General features: G+C 42.7%; 15 protein-coding genes. 9 read left to right on the plus strand and 6 right to left on the minus strand.

Features of this window, described 5'->3' with window-relative positions; translation table 11 throughout:
- Positions 1 to 234 precede the first annotated feature (234 nt).
- Both VK179_20115 and VK179_20120 read right to left on the minus strand, forming a co-directional pair.
- On the minus strand, positions 235 to 1,023 hold the full coding sequence (locus VK179_20115; GenBank protein ID HLO61066.1) for an MBL fold metallo-hydrolase: 789 nt from the start codon (positions 1,021 to 1,023) through the stop codon (positions 235 to 237).
- A 2-nt stretch (positions 1,024 to 1,025) separates the two neighbouring features.
- Positions 1,026 to 2,912, minus strand: coding sequence for an alpha/beta fold hydrolase (locus VK179_20120; GenBank protein ID HLO61067.1), 1,887 nt, complete (start codon positions 2,910 to 2,912; stop codon positions 1,026 to 1,028).
- Positions 2,913 to 3,002: 90 nt separating this feature from the next.
- Here VK179_20120 and VK179_20125 point away from each other — a divergent pair, with 90 nt between their 5' ends.
- Positions 3,003 to 3,503 carry a cupin domain-containing protein gene (locus VK179_20125; GenBank protein HLO61068.1) on the plus strand — a complete coding sequence of 167 codons (501 nt, stop codon included), beginning with the start codon at positions 3,003 to 3,005 and terminating at the stop codon, positions 3,501 to 3,503.
- Positions 3,504 to 3,783: 280 nt separating this feature from the next.
- Here the strand turns inward: VK179_20125 and VK179_20130 are convergent, their stop codons facing one another.
- Both VK179_20130 and VK179_20135 read right to left on the minus strand, forming a co-directional pair.
- The gene (locus VK179_20130; protein HLO61069.1) at positions 3,784 to 5,925 is read right to left on the minus strand and encodes a S9 family peptidase; all 2,142 of its coding nucleotides are present in this window, start codon (positions 5,923 to 5,925) and stop codon (positions 3,784 to 3,786) included.
- A gap of 302 nt (positions 5,926 to 6,227) precedes the next feature.
- Positions 6,228 to 7,280, minus strand: coding sequence for a VOC family protein (locus VK179_20135; GenBank protein ID HLO61070.1), 1,053 nt, complete (start codon positions 7,278 to 7,280; stop codon positions 6,228 to 6,230).
- A gap of 115 nt (positions 7,281 to 7,395) precedes the next feature.
- Here VK179_20135 and VK179_20140 point away from each other — a divergent pair, with 115 nt between their 5' ends.
- The 5 genes from VK179_20140 (at position 7,396) to VK179_20160 (ending at position 10,579) form a co-directional block, all read left to right on the plus strand.
- Positions 7,396 to 7,635, plus strand: coding sequence for a hypothetical protein (locus VK179_20140; protein HLO61071.1), 240 nt, complete (start codon positions 7,396 to 7,398; stop codon positions 7,633 to 7,635).
- A gap of 40 nt (positions 7,636 to 7,675) precedes the next feature.
- Positions 7,676 to 8,506: an AraC family transcriptional regulator gene (locus VK179_20145; protein ID HLO61072.1), complete on the plus strand. Its 831-nt coding sequence runs from the start codon at positions 7,676 to 7,678 to the stop codon at positions 8,504 to 8,506.
- A 100-nt stretch (positions 8,507 to 8,606) separates the two neighbouring features.
- Positions 8,607 to 9,152, plus strand: coding sequence for a YceI family protein (locus tag VK179_20150; protein HLO61073.1), 546 nt, complete (start codon positions 8,607 to 8,609; stop codon positions 9,150 to 9,152).
- An 8-nt stretch (positions 9,153 to 9,160) separates the two neighbouring features.
- The gene (ygiD, locus tag VK179_20155; GenBank protein HLO61074.1) at positions 9,161 to 9,982 is read left to right on the plus strand and encodes a 4,5-DOPA dioxygenase extradiol; all 822 of its coding nucleotides are present in this window, start codon (positions 9,161 to 9,163) and stop codon (positions 9,980 to 9,982) included.
- 162 nt (positions 9,983 to 10,144) lie between these two features.
- Positions 10,145 to 10,579 carry a hypothetical protein gene (locus VK179_20160; GenBank protein HLO61075.1) on the plus strand — a complete coding sequence of 145 codons (435 nt, stop codon included), beginning with the start codon at positions 10,145 to 10,147 and terminating at the stop codon, positions 10,577 to 10,579.
- Positions 10,580 to 10,593: 14 nt separating this feature from the next.
- Here VK179_20160 and VK179_20165 read toward each other — a convergent pair whose 3' ends face one another.
- Positions 10,594 to 11,655: a hypothetical protein gene (locus VK179_20165; protein ID HLO61076.1), complete on the minus strand. Its 1,062-nt coding sequence runs from the start codon at positions 11,653 to 11,655 to the stop codon at positions 10,594 to 10,596.
- A 145-nt stretch (positions 11,656 to 11,800) separates the two neighbouring features.
- Here VK179_20165 and VK179_20170 point away from each other — a divergent pair, with 145 nt between their 5' ends.
- Both VK179_20170 and VK179_20175 read left to right on the plus strand, forming a co-directional pair.
- Positions 11,801 to 13,681: a hypothetical protein gene (locus VK179_20170; protein HLO61077.1), complete on the plus strand. Its 1,881-nt coding sequence runs from the start codon at positions 11,801 to 11,803 to the stop codon at positions 13,679 to 13,681.
- A gap of 156 nt (positions 13,682 to 13,837) precedes the next feature.
- Complete coding sequence (locus VK179_20175) at positions 13,838 to 15,208, plus strand: aldehyde dehydrogenase (protein ID HLO61078.1); 1,371 nt, start codon at positions 13,838 to 13,840, stop codon at positions 15,206 to 15,208.
- A 144-nt stretch (positions 15,209 to 15,352) separates the two neighbouring features.
- On the opposite strand, the gene VK179_20180 is transcribed toward VK179_20175, so the two are convergent.
- Positions 15,353 to 17,860: a DUF5916 domain-containing protein gene (locus VK179_20180; GenBank protein ID HLO61079.1), complete on the minus strand. Its 2,508-nt coding sequence runs from the start codon at positions 17,858 to 17,860 to the stop codon at positions 15,353 to 15,355.
- 377 nt (positions 17,861 to 18,237) lie between these two features.
- Here VK179_20180 and VK179_20185 point away from each other — a divergent pair, with 377 nt between their 5' ends.
- Positions 18,238 to 19,800: a DUF6377 domain-containing protein gene (locus tag VK179_20185; protein ID HLO61080.1), complete on the plus strand. Its 1,563-nt coding sequence runs from the start codon at positions 18,238 to 18,240 to the stop codon at positions 19,798 to 19,800.
- Positions 19,801 to 19,995: the final 195 nt, after the last annotated feature.

The following is a 19,995-nucleotide window of genomic DNA, read 5'->3' on the forward strand; positions in this document are numbered from 1 at the left end:
CACAGAATTCTTGATCGGGAGAGTTCTTTTCTTTTAGCGAAGTGAATTAATTTTTAGCGATTTTTTCAGCAGCGGCGGCATTTTTTGGTCACTTTTTTTTGCTGCAGAAAAAAAGTGACTCAGGGTTCGGGGCGGATAGCCCCGATAGAATAAATCCAGATATTAACGACTGATCGTCATATCATTCGGTGATCTTAAAAATAGGTTTAATCACTCACAATGACGAGCTATACTTTACCTCAGCTTATCCGGGTTAAATACCAGGGTGGCGGAACCATACGTGGCCTGCATGCCGCTGCGGAATGAGTTTTCATAGGGCTTTGTTTCAATGGAACCATCCAGTACTTTTTCAGTGGCTATCCGCATATCCGTAATATATTGAGTCGTGAGAGGAGCCTTCTCTTCCTGTTCATGATGGCCGACATAAATCCTGTCGATGTCACCCTTCATGGCTTCCAGTCGTTTCAGCGTCGAAAGGAATACGGTGAGCGGATCATTTGAAATATGAGCCCAGACACTTGTCGATCCGATACCATCCCCTGTGAGCATATACCGCCCTTTCCTGTTATAAAAAGCTACAGAACCGGGAGTATGTCCCGGGATCGACAGGATCTCAATCTTCTGATCTCCCAGGTCGAACATAAAACCTTCATCAAAAAACACCCATTTATTCCGGCTCCCCATAGGCATCAGGTTTGTATCAGCTTTGTGAACATATACCTTGTCGAAGTATTTGACCCCGCCACTGTGATCCATATGCCCGTGAGTAAGGGCTAATGTAACAGGAGTTGTTCCTGCCAGTTTCCTAACGGCTTCCTTAAAACCTTCCTGTCCCGTGCACGCATCAATAACCAGTGCCTGCCTGCTGCCTAAAATCAGGTATGCGGTTGACAGTGTTCCCTGCACGGCCTGGATCCGCCAGAAATTTTTACCCAGTTCGTCGATCCTGTAATTTTCCTGCGCATGGATGCGAACTATGGCCAGAACCAGGAATGCGATAAGAATTGTGGTTTTTGTTTTCATGTTTATTTTTTTGTTTTTGGGTTGCTTACTTTGATTTTCAGTGTTCCCCAGTGAAGTTTCCGCTCAATGGGGTTATAGCTGTTTGTTTCATAATCGCCTGTAAATTCAATCACATGGCCGTCGGGACAATCAGGAGAAATGGTCACGACAGAGCTGAGTGCATATCCGTCTTCCCATATTGAGGGGATCTGTTCATCCATTAATTCTTCTTTTGACCTGTTAATCCATGGATCATTGGTATACAATCTGAGCCGGTTCTTACTTTTATAAACCATAATGCTTTCGCCTGCATTGGCTGTTCCATCAGCGTTTCCCTTTCCAAAGGCCTTTTCCCTTATGACCCTGCCATCATCGATGCGGATGCTGTCGAATGCAGGAGCATTGAAAAGCACCGGAACAATAACCTCATCGGCATACGTTGTGTCACCGGATTGAATGGTGACCTTAAACTTTACCTGTGAAGGCTCAGCATGCATCGGTGGAGTTTTGCCGCAGGTGGCTCTTATGGCTGGCAAAATAAGGATTCGTTCACGGGCTTCAGGTTTCATCGTAATTTCATTTCCATACAAAACGACATCTTTGTCGCACGATTGAACACGAATGGCAAGAGATTCATCCCCGCTAAAATCACCGCCCCGGTTGTACAATTGAATATAAAGATCATTATCCCCGGTTTCAAGCAGTTTCTTGTTATCCTGTAAAGAATACCTTAAAAAGGCTGGTTCCGGTATATCTCCGGGTAAGAAAATAGCCGTTTCATAATCATTCGGGCCAAATGAAAGTCCTAATCTGCCCTCTTTATCGGCAACCGCCCTGTCATCAATCATTGAGGAGTTATCATTAATGAAATGAATGACCTGGTATGCTTTCCCGGGAACATATAAAGGAGCAGTCGTTATGGTAACCGGAATACGCAAAGAAGGCCCGTCAGGAAGCCATTTCAATGTTTGCACACCCATCCCGTGCTTAGTCACATTTCTCAGGAAAATAAACCCGGGAATATTTTTATTGCTGTTCACGTTGTAATCCCATACACTAAACTGGTTGTACAAGTCATAATGCGACCAGGATGAAGGATAGGTGAATGGCCTTCCGAAATTACTGCATACGAACTTCATGGCCATCTCAAATGCTTTTGTTTCGCCCGGTTTATCGACCATATGACCACCATGAAACCCGTAAAATTCATAAGGATTGCCTTCCCATTGAGCACCTTTTTGGACTTCCTCGTTAAGATAAACCAGTATGTCCCTGTCGCCTCCCTGTTGGCGTACCGGAACCTCCATCAGGTTTTTGAAGGTATACCGCACCTGGTAGAGCGTATGGTTTTCAGGATAACCGATGAAAAATTCAGGTGTACCGGCCAGGTTCACGGCAGAGCAAACTTTATCGGGGTATTTTCCGGCAAGGAAAAACGACATGATACCGCCCATGCTGAAGCCGATAATACCGCGATGGCTTCGGTCAGACAACGTGCGGTATTTCGAATCTATGTGTTCCACCAGTTCAGGGAAATAATCTTTCATTTGTACAGGGTACCTGATATCCTTGTGGTTCCCGATGTTATATGGCCGGGGCTGGCTTTCTTCAATGTTTCCATCCCACATGACGAGAATAACCCTGTACTTATCGACAAGGTCTTTAATCATGGTGTACTCAAGCAGGGCATTGTCATCTTTGAAATGCCGACCGCCCCAACCATGGAAGAAATAAATGACAGGAAATCTTTCTGAATTGTTTTTATAGTTCCCCGGCAGGTAAATCCGGTAAAACTTCTGATGCCCGAATACCTGGCTGAAGTGAGAAGTGTCAGTGTAGGGAGGGATTTGGGATTGAGAAAAGAGAGCCAAATTGAAAAGAAGGCATAAGAAAACAAGCAGATATTTCATGATATCATTTTTTTGCGGGCCGGGTGTGAGGATTATATCTTTAAAACAAATATACAATTTTCACTAAGTTTGACAACCAAAACAGCACCTATGGAAACGCTTGAAAATATAATTGAACTGTTGAAACTGAAACCTCATCCGGAGGGAGGATTTTACCGTGAAACATACCGCAGCGAGGGAATCATCAGTGACAGATGCCTTGGCCCGGAATACAGCGGAAGCCGCAATCATTCAACCTGCATTTATTACCTGTTGAATAATGATGCCTTCTCGTCGTTTCATAAAATAGTACAGGATGAAATCTGGCACTATTATGATGGATCTCCGGTTGCCCTCCAGATGATCACGCCCCTTGGCTACCACATCGAAGTTATAGTAGGAAGGGATTTCTCAAAAGGCCAGGTTCCCCAATATGTGATCCCCGGAGGCACCTGGTTCGCTGCCAAACCTTTAGAGGCCGAAAGTTATTCGTTATTCGGATGCACGGTTGCTCCCGGTTTTACATTTGCCGATTTTAAACAGGGTGACCGTGAGGAACTACTGCAGCTTTTCCCTCAATATAGGGATCTTATTTTGGAATATACACGGTAAGCAGAACCTGTTCGAGCCGAGGTTCTGCCTCGGCCGAATATATCTTTTCAGGCTGTGCCTGAATTAAATTTAAAATACTAATTACCACTCCTAAAGGTGACTTACAAACTTTGAACAGTACTTCTCTTCTGAATGTTTATTACATAAAAGCCAAACCCTTATGAATAACTTCTGGAGGACCCTGATTGCCGCATACGGTGCAAAAAAACTAGGTGGAGGGTGTATCTCCACCATAGTTGTTTTTATAGTAATCTTTATGCTGCTCAAACAATGCAGCTGATCATTCAGCCACTCCCAGCCTGTCAATCAGGAAGGCATATCTGAACGCAACCTCTTTCAGGTAGTCAAATCGTCCCGTGGCCCCGCCATGACCTGATTCAAGGTTTGTTTTAAGCAATACAATATTATTTCCCGTTTTCATCGCCCTGATTTTGGCGACAAATTTTGCAGGTTCATGATACAGAACCTGGGAATCGTTCCATCCCGCTGTCGCCAGGATATCGGGATAATTCTGTTGCTTAATGTTATCATACGGCGAATAACTCAGCATGTATTTATAATCTGCTTCATTGTGAGGATTTCCCCATTGTTCGTACTCCTGGGTGGTAAGCGGCAATGATTCATCGAGCATGGTGGATACCACATCTACAAAGGGTACATCGGCAATCACGGCTTTGAACAAATCAGGCCGCATTACAGTTACCGCGCCTACAAGCAATCCGCCTGCACTGCCTCCATTTATGGCCAGTTTGGCAGGCTGCGTATAGTTGTCCTGTATGAGTTTTTCTGCACAGGCAATGAAATCATTGAATGAATTTTTCTTGTTCATTAACTTTCCGTTCTCATACCACTGCTCTCCCATCTCGCTGCCGCCACGGACCTGTCCTATTGCAAAAACGAAACCCTTGTCGACCAGACTGAATATACCCGATCTGAAATTGGCATCGGTACTGTAACCGTAAGACCCGTATCCATAAAGCAATGCCGGGTTATTTCCGTCTTTCTTCAGTTCTTTTTTGTACACGATAGCCATAGGAACTTTGGTGCTGTCGGATGAGACTGCCCACAATCGTTCAACTACATAGGCATCAGGATTAAATCCCGACGGAATTTCCTGCTCCTTCAATTTTACAGCCGATCTGTCCGACATATTATACTCGTACGTGGTGAGCGGACGATTCAGGGAGGAATAATTATAGCGGCATTTGATGGATGTGAATTCCGGCGTATATTCCGGTGTTACGGCATAGACAGGTTCCGGAAATTCAATGATATTGCTTTGTTTTGTCTCAATATTATAAACAGATATTCCGTCAAGGCCATTTTTCCGAATGAATAAAGCAAGAAATTTTTCAAAAAGTTCCATATCCTGTATTTTAACTGCAGGATCGTGAGGTATAATTTCTTTCCATTTTGTCATGTCTCCATCACTGCCCAGGGGTGCTTCAAATATCTTTCGGTTTGGACTCTGCTTATCTTTATACCGGATAAAAATCCCGTTTTTATGATGTTCCATGAAATATTCAACATCCGGTTTTCGTGCCATAAACAATTTGAAATCGCCCTCCGGTTTGTCTGCAGGAATATACCTGTATTCACTCGAAGTGAAACTTGATGAGACCATGTAGATGTATTCCTTTGTTTTCGATATGGCCAGACCAAGGTTAAACATATCGTCCTTTTCCTCATAAATCAGCTTATCAGGTACCTTCGAATTTAATACATGGCGATAAACCCGGTAAGGCCGAAGCGATTCATTGCCCACGGCATAAAAGACGGTTTTGTTATCGTTGGCCAGGACAAATGACTGCACTTTCCCGATTACATCCGGCAAATCCTCACCTGTATTCAGGATTCTGAATTTCAGGTTGAAATCGGCGTATGAACCGGTAGTGTTAAACATGTACCCGGCAACCTCATTGTTCTTTGTAACTTCATAATCAGCAAATAAATAAGCATTGTTGCCTTCGGCCATTTTATTTACATCGAACAGAATTTCCTCGGGCGCCTGGAGGTTTTCCTTTTTCCTGCAATAAACCCTATATTGTTTGTCTTTTTCAGTCCGGCTGTAATAAAAATACCCATTGTCCAGCTTAGGAACAGTCTGATCATCTTCTTTTATTCTCCCCTTCATTTCTTTATATAACGTTTGCTGAAGATCTTTTGTGTGTGACATTACCGTGTCGAAATACGCATTCTCGGCTTTCAGATAAGCCATCACATCGGGATTACTCCTGTCCTTTAACCAGAAGTAATTATCAATCCTTACATTACCAAATTCCTTCAGCGTATCCGGCTTAACCGCGGCAACAGGAGGTTTCGGATAGTTTGTTTCATCAGTCACTGTGGCAGATTTTTGTTTTTGACAACCGAATGGAAAAAAACAAAAGAAGATAAGGGAGAGAAGAAGAATTTTTTTCATAAATGAAGGTTTAGTGTATGGAAGAATACTACTACTAATATGCTGAAAAAAAGCCTAATACCAAAATTAAAATAGTTTTATTTTTAAGTACCTGACGCTGTCAGGTCTATCTCCCCTTCTCCCCTTCTCCCACTCTCCCTTTCTCCCTTTCTCCCTTTCATTCTTTCATTCTTTCATTTTTTCATTCTTTCATTCTTTCATTCTTTCATTTTTTCTAATTCCCCCAGACGCTGACAGGTCCTCCGGACGCTGTCAGGTCTTCCACCAGGCGCTGACAGGTCATGCGGACGCTGTCAGGTCTTCTAAAGCTCCTCATTCGGTGTCAGTGTATCACCTTTCCCGTAATTATGGTCCGAAAGGGCGCCGGTTTCTTCAAAATCAATACGGGCTTCCTGTTCATTCAGTCCTTCACCTTCGTATGCAGCCTGCAGTATATTCATATCCAGTTTTTTCATTTGCATCATGGCCTTCATGAATCTTTTGCCACCTTCTGAACCGGTGTCGCTTGTCCACAGTGAAATTTTATCCGGCACCACCTGCCAAGACACCCCATACCGGTCGGAAAGCCATCCGCACATCTGGGCGCTTTCATCACCACCGCGTGTCAGTTCATTCCAGTAATGATCAATTTCTTGCTGGCTATGACAATTAACAACAAACGATATTCCGGGATTCAAAAGAAAAGGAACGTCATTTCCACTGTCCATTGCTTTAAAATTCTGGCCATTCAGACTGAATGCCGAATATTTTACGAGACCGGTAGGACCCGGATCTTCTTCGGTATATCTTTCAATTCTTTCAACTGCAGAATTTTCAAATACACTCATATAAAAATTTATGGCTTCTTCGCATTTGCCTCGCCCCTCTCCTGTGAACATAATGCAGGGAGCTATAATCTGGCTGTCGTTTGCGAGAATCAGCTGCCATGAAACTCCGTATTTGTCTTCCACCCATCCGTACTTTTCACTAAACGGGTATTTGTCAAGTTCCATTCGCACCAATCCTCCTTCAGAAAGCCGGCACCATAAGTCATCAATTTTTTCATGCGTTCTGCAATTCACCATAAAAGAAATGGCAGGAGTTATTTTATATACAGGGCCTCCGTTAATAGCCGTAAAATCCATACCTTCTAACTGGAACGACACCGTCATGACAGAGTTTTCAGGAACGCCAGCCATTGCAGACGATTCCGCATTGTAATGGGTTATCGTTTTTACACGGGCATTTTTAAAAACCGATGCATAAAAATTGGCTGCTTCTTCAGCCTGGTTATCAAACCAAAGGAACGGAACGATTTTCTGAAAATCATTCCCTTTCACCACATCAAGCGGCCGGGGATTAATATGAGTCTCCATAATTTTAAAATTTAAGATTTAACTACTCACTATAGGAGACTGAAAAACAAAACGCCAAATTGAAAGTTCGACTTTATTTCATAATTTAGTTAGTTGTCCAAACAGGAAAAAGCTCATGAAATTTACAAGGGAAGACTATAATAAAAGAATCGTTGATACGGCAGGCAAAATTCCGGATGATGAACCTGTGTTCCTTCTGAGAGCCCAGGATGTATATGCCCCGTCTACATTACGGTATTATGCCAAACTGCTCGAAGATGACGGTAACATCGATATGGCCGAAGAACTGCGGGCGCATGCGCGGCAAATGGTTGTCTGGCAGAAATCGGTGCGTGTACATCTTCCGGATGTATAGCGAATCGTCAATCGTAAATCTGAAATCGTAAATTATTCTGATGGATAAACTTTTTCATATATTCCAGGTTAACGAGGAAGATGCGCTTAGGATTTCATCAGCGCCCGACGAACCGCATCAGCATGATTACGAAGAGCTCATAGTGGGTGTGGAAGGAAAGCTTGATCATTTCATCGACTTTAAAACAACCATCATTGAGGCGCCTTTAATCAGTTTTGTTGCAAAGGGCAAAATGCATCGTGTAATCCCCTATCTGCACAACGGTAAATGCAGCATGTGGGTAATCCGGTTTCAAAGCGAATTTATTCCGGAGACAACGTTTCAATTGTACTCATTCTATCATGATCACGCTAATATCAAACTTCAGCCGGGCATGTGCTATGACAGGCTGACCCAGATCTGCAGCATGATGTATGGTGAAATGCAGCGTCCCGTGCCTGACCTGAGTATTGTCAGTCATCTGCTGAATGCCCTCTTTTCGATGATAGAAGCCGAACGCCGGAATGTGTTGCCCGAACCCGAAATACTCAACAAAACGCAGAACATCACATTCAAAAACTTCTTGAAAATTCTTGAAGAGAACTACAGAAGACCTGAAGGTGTTGAGTTCTATGCTGAAAAGCTTTTTATGTCGTCCAGAAATCTGAATCTTATCTGTAAAAATATCCTGAACCAGAGCGTGTCGGAAATAATTGAAACCCGAAAACTGATTGAAGCCAAAAATCTGCTCATCCATACCGATAAAACCATTTCGGAAATAGGCTATGAACTCGGATACAATGAGAAATCGTATTTCACAAACGTTTTCAAAAGAAAATCTGGTCAGACCCCATCCGAGTTCCGTAATGAGATGAAAAACCATCTTTCCTGAATTTACAACTCTTTTTCCGGAAAGTGTAATCCCCGTTTTATGAGGTTGTTGCAACTTTGTACTGTTAAATTATTAAAACAGTATAATAAAAATCTGAAATATGGAAAATACAATTTCAACCAGTAAATGGGTCCTTGATCCTTCACACAGTGAACTGCTTTTTAAGGTGAAACATCTTATGATCACCAATGTCAAAGGTGAATTCAGAAAATTCAATGCTGAAATCGACGGTGAAGATTTTACCAAATCAAAAGTAAAAGTGGTGATTGATGCCGGCTCTGTTTTTACAAATGAAGACAACAGGGACGCACACCTGAAAAGCGCGGATTTCTTTGATGTGGAAAATCATAAGGAAATTACATTTGAAAGTAAATCGGTTAAAAAAGTAGATGAAGAAACCTACAAACTCACCGGTGACCTGTCAATCAAGGGAATTACCCGCGAAGTGGTTCTCGATGCCGAATTCGGCGGAATAAATAAGGATCCCTGGGGAAATGAGAAAGCCGGGTTTTCACTGAGTGGCAAAATAAACCGCAAAGACTGGGGTTTGAACTGGAATGCAGCACTTGAAACCGGCGGCGTGCTTGTAAGTGATGATGTACGCATCAATGGCGAAGTGCAATTTGTTAAAGCACAGTTGAACTGATTATGAGCATGAACGATATATATAACCTGTCACAGAATTTAAACAGCACGGAGCGAATGCCTGTGCTGTTTCTTGGTCACGGTACTCCCATGAATGCTATTGAAGAAAATGAGTTTGTCCGTGGCTTCAGGAACATTGGCAAAAGTATCCCGCGTCCCGTGGCAGTTTTATGTATTTCGGCACACTGGGAAACAAAAGGCACTTACGTTACCGGCATGGAAAACCCGCCTACAATACACGATTTTGGCGGATTTCCTGAGGAACTTTTTCAGGTACAGTACCCTGCGCCCGGAAATCCTTCCCTGGCAAATGAGCTGCAGCAAACGATTAAAAAAGGTGAAATCTGCATCGACTTTAACTGGGGCCTCGATCATGGCGCCTGGAGTGTTATCAGGCACCTTTACCCGGAGGCTGAAATTCCGGTTATCCAGATGAGCCTTGATTATCGCCAGACTCCTTTATATCATTATGAGCTGGGATCTGAACTGGCTGTACTTCGTGAAAAAGGGATACTCATCATCGGCAGTGGAAACATGATCCATAACCTGAGGCTTGTTGCATGGGACAAACTGAATACCGATAATTTCGGCTATGACTGGGCATTGGAAGCCGGTGATAAAATGAAAAACTTTATAAGAGAAGGCGATCATAAAAGCCTTATCAATTTCAACAAGCTGGGTAGATCATTTGATCTTTCAATTCCCACACCCGAACACTATCTGCCCCTTCTGTATGTTCTTTCTCTCAGTCAGCAAAACGAACGTGTCGAGTTTTTCAATGATAAAACCGTCGCAGGATCACTGCTGATGACTTCAGTAAAAATCGGGTAGGTTTTTGGGTCTGCTGATCATAATCCCCGAAGGTAAAATTGCATATAACTACAACTGAATAAGCAGGCACTATATCCGGTTTCCACGGTTTTTTACTAGTTTTACATAAGCCAAAGCAACCGATGGCAGAATATTTGCATCCTCAAATAAAAATAAGCCTATATGAACAGAATTCTTCTTCTCTTTTCAGTGCTTGCCCTTGTAGCGTGCTCCGAGAATAACGAAACTGAAAAACTTACAAGGGAAAACCTTTTCCAGATAGCCGTTTCTTCAAAATGGCAGGTAAATTTATATGCCAACGGCGATGATATTAAAACAGATGATTACACGAATTATAAGTTTAACTTTCTTACAAATGATTCTGTAAAAGCCACAAATGGGACCAATACCTATAAGGGTTCCTGGTATTCCGGTAATACGGAAAACACACCGAGTACACTCGGGCTTATTTTTAATATTGAATTCGAGACACCGGAAACTTACGCTCTTCTGTCAAGAGAGTGGGATGTAATTTCCGCAGATCAGGGCACAATAAGACTCCGTTATATTAACGGCGAGAAAGTTGAGCTACTGACCTTTGTCAGTACTGCTAAGTAAAGTTTGTTATAGAGTCACGGATTAATTACGAGGAAGATATAGGCGCATAGATTCACGAGCAAAACGGCCCCGTACACGATATTAGTGCGACCGCTTATCAGTGACAATACAACGGTGAATACGGATAACCCCAGTAACAGCATCGATTTGATATCAATGCCCAGGATGATATCAAAATGAAAAATAATACTGACAATTGAAACAGCAGGTATTGTAAGCCCGATGCTGGCAAGTGCCGAACCCAGTGCCAGGTTCAGGCTTGTCTGAAGTTTGTTATGTTTTGACGCGAGAATGGCTGCAATCCCTTCAGGTAACAGAATAATGGCCGCAATGATGATTCCTACAAGAACTTTAGGCAGGTTGTTCTTTACTATTATGTTCTCTATAGGCGGTGAAAGCGATTTTGCAAGCAATACCACAATTCCCAGGCAAACAAGCAAAAAAACAAGACTTATGATAAACCGGGATTTATTTACAGATTGGACCGTTTCCTTTTCATCACCGGTCTGAAAGTAATCCCTGTGCCTGGTTGTTTGAGCAAAAAGAAAGAAAGAATAAATGACCACACAGGCAACGGAAACAAATATCAGTTGAGGAGTTGAATAATACGGCCCTTCTTTGCTGGTTGTAAAGCTTGGAAATACAAGTGTCAGAATCACGATGGAAACAATGGAGACGAGAGAAATAGTTGCCGAATGTTTTGAAAAGATCTGCTCATGATGTTTTAATCCGCCAATAAACAGGCATAGTCCTACGATTCCGTTAAGAATAAGCATTGTAACTGAAAAAACAGTGTCCCTGGCCAGGGATGCCGCTTCTTTTCCCCCTGAGATCATCAGGGATACAATTATTGAGACCTCAATGATGGTGATTGAAATGGCCAGGATGATGGTTCCATATGGCTCCCCCACCCTGAGCGCAATGATCTCGGAATGATTTACCGAAGCCATTACTGAAAAAACAAGGAGGATGCCGGCTAAAATCTGAAATAAAACGCTGTTTTCAACAAGACCTGTGAAATACAAAGTCCAGGCCAGTATGGGAATTACCGTTGTCCATCGCAGAATGTATTTCATTTTTCTGTAAAGTTACCGAAACTAATTAAGACTGTCAATCTGGCTCCCTGCGTGCAGATTTATGTATAAAACAATTAAAAAGAAGAATATAAACCGAAATCCTTTAAATTAGTGGTTACCAAAAATTACATAAAGCAACCTGACAATGAAAAAACTTTCACTCGTTTTATCTGCCTTAACATTAACAGCTTTCACCTGTTTTGGCGGAAATTACAAAAGTTTTAAAGTAGCCGTTTATACAAGGGCCTACGAAGTGGAAAAGATGAAAGACCTTCACTGGCTCGATTCCACATGGAACATCATCTCATCCCAAATAAAAATTGATAAGATTTACCTTGAAACCCACCGCGACCTGCTGATCGTTCCTGATGCCACACTGGAACAGGCAAAGAAATTTTTCCTCGACAGGGGAATTGAAGTGGGCGGTGGAATTACATATACGGTAAACGAAAGAAATAATTTTGAAACGTTCTGCTACAGTGATCCGGAACACAGGAAAATGGTGCAGAAAATTGCCGAGCTTACGGCAAAGCATTTTGATGATTTTATCCTTGATGATTTCTTTTTTACCAACTGTAAAAATGACATTGAAATCAGGGCAAAGGGAACACAAAGCTGGACCGATTACCGAACAAAACTCATGACAGAGGCTGCACAAACACTGGTTATCGGTCCTGCAAAAAAAGTGAATCCCAAAGTGAAGATCATCATAAAGTATCCCAACTGGTACGATCATTTCCAGGGACTTGGATTCGACCTAAGTCAGGGCCCGCAGATCTTTGATGGTGTATGGAGCGGAACAGAAACACGTGATCCATCGGGCAACCAGCATTTACAGCAATACCTGGGATACAATATTGTCCGCTACTTCGATAATCTTCGCCCCGGGCATAATTATGGCGGGTGGGTAGACGCAGGCGGTATTAATATGGGAATGGACCGGTATGCAGAACAATTATGGCTGACCATGTTTGCAAAAGCTCCTGAAATTGCCCTGTTTGCTTACAACCAGCTTATCGGCATCCCCATCCGCGATGAAATGCGCACGCCATGGCAGGGACAGGGAACCAGTTTCAACTGGGATGAAATGATGAAGCCTGTCAAACAAAAGGATGGAAGCGAGGTATCACCGACAACAATGGCAAGAGCTGCAGGACTCACGTTTGAAACTATTGATAAATTTGTATACCAGCTGGGAAAGCCGGTTGGAATCAAATGCTATAAACCTTTCCATTCGCTGGGTGAGGATTTTCTGCAGAATTATCTTGGAATGATCGGTTTGCCTATGGATATGTACTCCGCATTCCCAACTGATCAGAAAGTAGTTCTGCTTACTGAGCAGGCTAAGTACGATCCTGATATTATCAATAAAATCAAAGCGCAGTTACAGCGTGGCGGAGATGTGGTGATCACAACCGGCCTGCTGAAAGCTATCCCTGAAAAAATAGCCGATATCGCCGAATTACGTTGCGATGATCTGAAAGCCCTTGTTAATGATTTCGGTTATGCCGGGAAATCTTCAAAAGATATAATCATTCCCCAGGTCAGATACCAGACAAACGACGCCTGGGAACTGGCCAGCGCAGGTAATCCCCTGTCAAAGGGAGTAAGCGGCTTTCCGATGCTGATGAGGGCGCAGTATTCAAAAGGTAACCTTTATGTGATCACCATACCGGATGATCCGGGCGGCCTCTATGAATTGCCGAAAGATATTCTCAACCAGTTCCGCCGTGTACTCAGTAAAGATCTTGATATACGCATTGATGCACCTGCAAAAGTAAGCCTGTTCGTTTATGACAACGGCACCTTCATTGTGGAATCATTCCTGGATGAACCGGTCACAATCAATGTACTTGCAGGTGAAAATACAAAAAAGATTGAGGATATCGTGGGCGGCTCACAGGTTGAGCCCCTGGTTCAAAAAGTCAGTACAGGAAATAACTGGATGCTGCCTCCACCTGAGAAAGGAAACAGCTTCAGGGTAACTCTCATGCCCCATTCATACAAGGTTTTTAAAAAGCTGTAAACGGGGTCGGACCAAAATAATATACTGGTTTATAATCTATTAACAGCAAAAAAAGGCCATTTTTTGACCTTAGAGGTTCATTTTTGATACCAAAAACAGGGCTCTAAGAATTTTGAAAGTCATTCATCACTTCTCCCCGAATAATAAACCACTTTTATGACATATCAAACCCTTATTGAAACCCAAAAAAGCTTTTTTAATTCCAACCAGACCAAGAACCTTACATTCAGGATTGAGCAGCTAAAAAAACTGAAATCCCTTATCCTCGAGAATGAAGCCCTATTGTATAAAGCCATAATGGATGATTTTGGTAAATCGGCGTTTGAAACTTACGCCACTGAGCTTTCACTTATCTACCATGAAATTAACCTGGCGCTCAGAAAAGTAAGAAACTGGAGCAGGGTTAAAAGGGTGCCGACTAACCTGGCCAATTTCCCTGCCAGAAGTTATGTCATACCCGAACCCCTTGGAACAGTGCTTGTAATCGGAGCCTGGAATTATCCATACCAGTTGTCCGTAGTTCCTGCAATTGCTGCCATGGCTGCCGGAAATACGGTGCTCATAAAACCCAGTGAACTGCCTTCAGGGACCTCGCATGTTATGGCTGAATTGATCAATAATGCATTTGACAGTGCTTATTTGCATGTTGTTGAAGGCGGGATCAGGGAAACAAGCGAGCTATTGTCGTACCGGTTTGATAAGATTTTTTTCACAGGCAGCATCCCTGTTGGAAGGCTTATTTACCAGGCTGCAGCCAAACAGCTGACCCCTGTAACACTCGAACTGGGAGGCAAAAGTCCGGCTTTTGTGTTTTCCGATTGCAACATCAAAATGACTGCCAGGCGAATTGCATGGGCAAAATTCATTAATGCCGGCCAAACCTGTGTGGCACCTGATTACATTTTGGTTGAGAAGAATGTTGAACAGCAATTTTTAGATGCCCTGTCCGATGAACTGAATCACTATCCGGAATCAATGCAGGAATTCGGGGATCATTATACACGAATCATCAATTTAAAGAATTACGACAGGCTTGTTGAAATGATAACTCCTGAAAACGTCTTTTATGGCGGAAAAACAGACAGGGAGTACCGTTTCATAAGCCCTACAGTCTTAAAGAATATTTCGTTTGAAGACAGAATCATGGAGGACGAAATATTTGGACCGTTATTGCCAGTGATTGGATTCACGGACCTGGACAAAACCATCCGACTGGTTAAAGACCGTCCCAAACCGCTTTCATGTTACGTATATTCTTCCAATAAGAAAACGGTAAATAAGCTGTTGTCTGATCTGTCATTTGGAGGCGGCGCCGTAAACGACAGCGTAATGCATCTTTCAAACAGCAATTTGCCTTTTGGTGGCGTGGGTTTCAGCGGCATCGGGAGTTATCATGGCAAAGCCGGTTTTGCTGCTTTTTCGCATTACAAAAGTATCCTTCACAAACCTACCTGGTTCGAATCTTCATTGAAATATCCCCATTATTCGCATTTTAAACTGAGGTGGATAAAGAGAATGATGAATTGACTATTTAAACTTATCATCCATCCGGTCCATAAATCACTTGTCGATTATTGATTTTTAAAACCTCCATTCATACCACAGAGTTTCACAGAGCAAAAATCTATTCTCTCAGTGGTTCTCTGTGCCTTCTCCGTGGTTCTCCACTTATTATATCGCAAACCAGTATGAGAATTTCACAAGGAATACGTTATGTGGAGTTTCTTCAAACAAATCCCTGATATCATTTCCGTAGGAAAAGGTGCCATCGGGCGAATAACTGGTGCGACCCTGGGACCATACAAGAAATAAAGTAGAGCCCGGTGAATATTCCCAGCGGATAACCAGGTTCGAGCGGAATTGCCTGAAATTGAAATCAGGGTTCCAAAGAGAATAATCGACAACACCGTCTGAATTTTCATCAAAATGGTAAGTGTTCTCTTCCGGCATGAAAGTGATTTCATTAGCTGAAAACGGCTCATAGCGGTTACCGATTTTATCAGCAGCCGGATTCGTAATGATTTTGTATTCGCTGTATTTTCCTGCGGCAATAAACGGCTGACCGTAATACTCAAGGGATAGCTTTGGCGTCAGGGTATAATTCACCCTCACAGTAATATTTATTGTTTTCTGGTCCAGCCTTGCAAAAAGATATCGCGGAATCCCTCCCATATCGAAGGTTTTTACATATTGCAGCTTGTTACTCTGGATCTGGTAAACCGGTTCAAGGTTTATTTTGAGCGAATTCAAAGGCTGAACATTTCCGCCCGCCCAAAATGCGTAATTCCGGTGAAGGTTTGCATCATTGAAATCCTGGTACGTTCCGAAAAATACGAGGACCTTTTTTGTATAATCCGATGCAAAATTGATATTCATTTCCTCACTTCCGGGCATAATAAATGAAGGACCGCCTCTGAGCATTCCTGTTGAAACGTGCTGGTTTACCCGGCTTATATTCCCGTTAATATTCCAATGACTTTTAAGCTGCGTGTTAAAATTCATATTTAAATGGGTCGACATCAGCTTACCGGCATAATTCCAGTACATCCAGTAGTTGGTATTCAGGTAAAAATTGTTGAAGATGAAAAATGGATCCCGGAGATAATAACCCAGCCATGTGCCGTGATGAATCAGGTCGGTGTATCGCATGTAACCGATGTCATTGATCTCAAAACCCGGTGACCTGACAGTAGCGCTTGTTTCAAACTGGATATGTTTGCGGCTTGACCTTCCGAGTTTAATCGTTCCGCCATAACCTGCCAGGGAAGTTAACGAAGAATCAACGGACAGGTACCCGGCATCGGGACGCTGAAAATAACGGGCCGACGATTGCTGAGTCAGTAACAAGGCTTCACGGCTTCCGTTTACCTGGCTGAACTCTGCATTACCGGCTACATACCATGTACGTTCTTTCCAGCTGTGCTGAAAGTCAATGCCACCGGTATAGGCTGACGAATGCATGAACATCAGTGTCGAATCATTAATTTCCCTGTTTACGGCGGTTACTATTCCGCCGAAGACCGTTTTTCCCTCGTTATAATCTTTTTGTACCCTTCCGGTAAAATAGCTTGTCAATGGTTCAACGCTTTCTTTCCGTCTCTGCCCGCCGTTATCTGCATCCGCCTTTTCAATGGCTGTCACACTTTCAAGAATACCGACCGACAACCCGTTTTTCATTTTACCGGTGAGTTTAAGTGCCCCCAGGATGCGCGTCACTTCTGGATTTTTAAAATATGCCGAATCTGTATCCTGAAGATTGTAATGCGGTTTGGCCCCGATCCGCCGTGAATAGAAAAGATTATCCGTGCCGAGGTCATTAATAACAATTGAATTCGAAGGTCTGAAATCATAAATGTTACGTCCTTCAGTAAAAAACGGGCGTTTTTCGGTTAAGAATGTTTCATATGCCGTAAGATTGACCTCTGAAGGATCAGCCTCAACCTGGCCGAAATCAGGATTGATGGTAAAATCCAGGGTAAGGTCATTGGTAAGGGCAAATTTCCCATCGAGTCCTGCTGTTACAGACCCTGATTTTCCGTCGAGAAAAGGATTTCCGGCAACCTTCTGAAAACGCTCTGTTTTGGCAGAAACATAAGGAAGTAATTCAAGCTGCCTTTTTGGCCGGATATTTTTAATTCCCTGTAATTCCCCGTATAAATTAATGCTTCCGGGCGAGCCCTTCGGGATAAACTGCCAGATCGAACTTTCCTGCTCCCTGAAAATATACCTGGCAACCTGGAGCCCCCAGGTGTAAACCTCTTTATCGGCAAATCGGAGCTGACTCAGAGGTATCTTCATTTCAGCGCACCATCCCCTGTCATCAATTACCGTCTTAAGATCCCAAACCGGGTTCCAGTTAGGGTCAGAAATTTGTCCGTCCTGTGTCACAAGCTCATCACCTTTCGATCCAGATGCCATCGCCGTAAAAACAAAAGCCGTTTTTTTGTCGAAATAACTGTCGATCGCAATTTCAACTATGTCTCCGTCCAGGTTGTCCCTGCGCGACAGCCTTCGGCTTATCTTTTCACGTTCTGTATCATAGGCACGAATAAAAACATAAAGATTATTGTTATCATAAAGAATTTTAAACCATGTCCTTTGCGATGGAGCCTTATTTTCATAGGGCTGTATCTGGATAAAACCGGTAGCGGTCTCAACCTTGTCCCAACAGGTATCCATCCGGCCGTCAATTACCGGGGTAATGTCTGTGAAGGCCGTAGTGTATGTCCTTTTTTCTATTGCCTGGGTATGAGCAACAGTAAATAAAGCAGACAGTAATACTGAAATGGCTGTTAATCTGTATGATGAGGTTTTCAGGGTAGTTTAATCAATAATTAACTAAATATATAAATAGGAATTCATTTACGAAAGATAAATATACACGAATGCATCTTAACGATATGCTCCGTCAGGAGCGGTCCACCATAATGCCGCTCCTAACGGAGCTCTGACATGCAAAGTTTATGTTTAACACACGTCGAAGCAATTTCAAAGTTTATTACATTTGGCCAACGGCATGGCATGCCGCACAATCCGGAAGGAAAATCAAACTTTCAATGAAAAACCTGTTTATTCTGGCATTTCTCTCTTTCTGTTTCTGTTCTTCCTTTGGACAGGATTATAAGGATGTTATTAGGGAGCTTGAAACTACACTTGACAAGAAGGACATTTATATCGCACAAAAAAAATCATCCATTCAGAAGATTAAGGATACCCTCCATATACATGAGTCTGCCAATGATCTTAAAGCACAAATCTTATTCAGTCTTGAACTTGTTTATGAGTACCAGTCCTTCATTTACGACTCTGCCCAGTTTTATGTGAATAAGGCCAAAAGAATTGCTTACCAGTTAAATGATGCTTCCCTGATCCCGGAGGTAAAAATAAGGGAAGGCTTTGTATTATTGTCTTCAGGGCTTTTCAAAGAGGCTTTCGATACCCTTAATTCCCTTAAACCAGCTTTATTAAACGATTCTCTGAAAAGTGCGCTGTATTCAACACTGGCACGAGCATGTTATGATATTGCCGATTACGTAAGGGATCCGCTTTTTATGCCCGAATATATTTCGAGAGGCAACGCCTATACTGACAGCGCCTTACAGTATGCCCGTCCAAACACAAATGAATTCTGGGCCATAAAAAGTCTCCAGCGGATAAAAAAAGGCGACTGGAACGGAGCCAGGTATATTTTCGAATACTGGATTAACAATTACAAACTTCCACGTCACCATTATGCCATTGCCACTTCAAGCCTTGGTTATATTTACCAGATGACCGGATTCCCGGACCAGGCGATTAAATACTTCGGACTTGCTGCCATTGCCGATGTTAAAACAGCAACCATGGAAACCGTGGCATTGAGAAACCTGGCCAATCTCTTTTATGCAAAAGGCGAGGAAAAAAGAGCCTACCGGTATATCATCGAAGCATTGAACCAGGCATCGTATTACAATGCACGGCACAGGCAGCTTGAGGTTGGACAAATACTCCCCATTATTGAAAGGGACCGTATGAATATGATTAAAAAGCAACGCGACCGAACGGTCATATTCTCGGTCTTTATCTCATTTCTTGTAGTGGCTTTGATATTATTGCTCAGACGGCTTAATCTCGCCAGGATAGCGATCAGGAAAGCAAATGAAAAACTCATTGAGGCCAATAAAATCAAAGACGAATATATTGCCGACTTTTTCAACCAGAATTCGGAATACATAGAAAAAATTGAGCATCTGCAGAAGTGGTTCAACCGGATGGTGGTAACCAAACAATTCGAAGCACTCCGTAAATTCCCGGAATATATTAACGTCCAGAATGAAAGGGACCTTTTATATGAACGATTTGACAGGATGTTTCTTAAGCTTTTCCCTCATTTTGTGGAGGAATTCAATAAATTGCTGGCGGATGACGAGCAGATCAGGTTAAAGGAAGATCAGTTAATGAATATGGATTTAAGGATTTATGCCCTGATGCGTCTTGGAATTAATGACAATGAAAAAATTGCAAGTTTCCTGAATTACTCGGTAAACACTGTGTATACCTATAAAACCAAAATGAAAGGCAAGGCCAAAAGCTCACCGGAAGAGTTTAACCAGAAGGTGATGGAGATCAGGTCGATCTAGTTTATCCGTCATTGCGAGGAGCATGAAGAATTTTTGATTATGGCAGGAAGTGGAGCGACGAAGCAATCTGCCCGCACAGGTACGACATCGCAAAGACAACTCTTAATCATCTGTCGTTGTATTGCTTTGCCTGTTCGGGCAGATTGCTTCACCCCGCAGAAATCGGGGTTCGCAATGACGGCTCGTTTTTCACCA

The organism is Bacteroidales bacterium (assembly GCA_035299085.1).
In the GTDB taxonomy this organism is placed as follows: Bacteria; Bacteroidota; Bacteroidia; order Bacteroidales; family UBA10428; genus UBA5072.